The sequence below is a fragment of the Paracoccus halophilus genome, assembly GCF_000763905.1.
Classification (GTDB): Bacteria; Pseudomonadota; Alphaproteobacteria; order Rhodobacterales; family Rhodobacteraceae; genus Paracoccus; species Paracoccus halophilus.
In genome coordinates, this window is sequence record NZ_JRKN01000092.1 from 1 (window position 1) to 1,223 (window position 1,223).

1 protein-coding gene and 1 pseudogene are annotated in these 1,223 nt (G+C 63.0%); both read left to right on the top strand.

Features of this window, described 5'->3' with window-relative positions; all coding sequences use genetic code 11:
- On the top strand, positions 1-133 hold a 133-nt coding region (locus IT41_RS20450), incomplete at its 5' end, for an integrase core domain-containing protein (RefSeq protein WP_156116979.1).
- A gap of 188 nt (positions 134-321) precedes the next feature.
- Positions 322-1,102, top strand: a pseudogene (locus tag IT41_RS19215) (transposase family protein); the annotation flags it as partial.
- Positions 1,103-1,223: the final 121 nt, after the last annotated feature.

Sequence of the window (1,223 nt, forward strand, 5' to 3'; positions counted from 1 at the left end):
GCGCGAGGCGCAGGTCCTGATCGAGGAATGGAGGAAACACTATAACACGAAGCGCCCGCACAGCGCACTGGGCTACCGCCCGCCGGCCCCGGAAACCATCGTCCAGATGGACTACAGGCCGGACATGCACTAACAATCAAACTGGACCACTCAGCTGGGGCTGATCAACCTGTCGGGCGCCATAGCCGTTAGTGCCCGCCGCACCACCTTGCTGGAGGAGTTGGCCGAGCTTGACGCGCAACGCGCCAAACTTGTCAGCCACAGGGGCCGGGCCGTGCTGGAAGATGCCAGCGCCATCGGTCCAGGGGCTGGCCCGAATGATCGCAAGCTTCGCTCGCGCAGCTGAGCCGGGAGTTGGGCATCAACCCCAGGACCGTTGCGAAGTGGCGCAAGCGCGCCACGGTCGAGGATATGAAGACCGGACCGTCGGAGCCTCGGTCCACCGTCCTCAGCGAAGCCGAAGAGGCGATGGTCGTGGCGTTCCGGCGTCATACGCTTCTGCCGTTGGACGACTGCCTTTATGCCCTGCAGCCCTCAATCCCTCACCTGACGCGATCTGCGCTTCACCGATGCCTGCCACGACAGGGCATCTCGCGCCTGCCTGATATGGAGGGCGGCAAGCCGGAGCGGTCGCAGTTCAAACGCGACCCCACAGGGGTCTTCCACATTGATATCGCCGAGGTGCAAGCCGCTGAGGGAAAACCATATTTGTTCGTTGGAACCGACCGGACGAGCAGGTTCGCCGTGACCCGGCTCGTCGACAGGGCCGACAGGAAGACAGCCTGGGAATTCCTTCAGCACATGCCCGAAGCCGTGCCCTGCCGGGTCCATGCCATTCTCACCAATAACGGGATCCAGTCCGCAGAGCAGCCTCGGAGCCGAAACACGATCTGTTCCCGGCCCATGCGCTTCGACATGATCTGCGAGGGCGAGACCTTGTCCGCCATCGGTTCAAGGACAAGGGTCGAGCGGCATCGAACACCGACTGACCAAACCCGGCCATCCGTGGAGCTCGGAGGATCGGAAAACAGTCCGGGGGAGTGTTTTCCCGACAAACGGCCAGGTCGAACGGATGAACCGCACGATCAAGGAGGCCGAGATATGCTCGAAAGTTGGTGACGCTTGATCAGGCGGCAGCTTGAATGTGGCGGACGCCGTCGCGGAACTCAACCCCGCTGATGACCTCCGGCAGGCGGTTCCGACCGTCGAGCCTCCGCCATTTC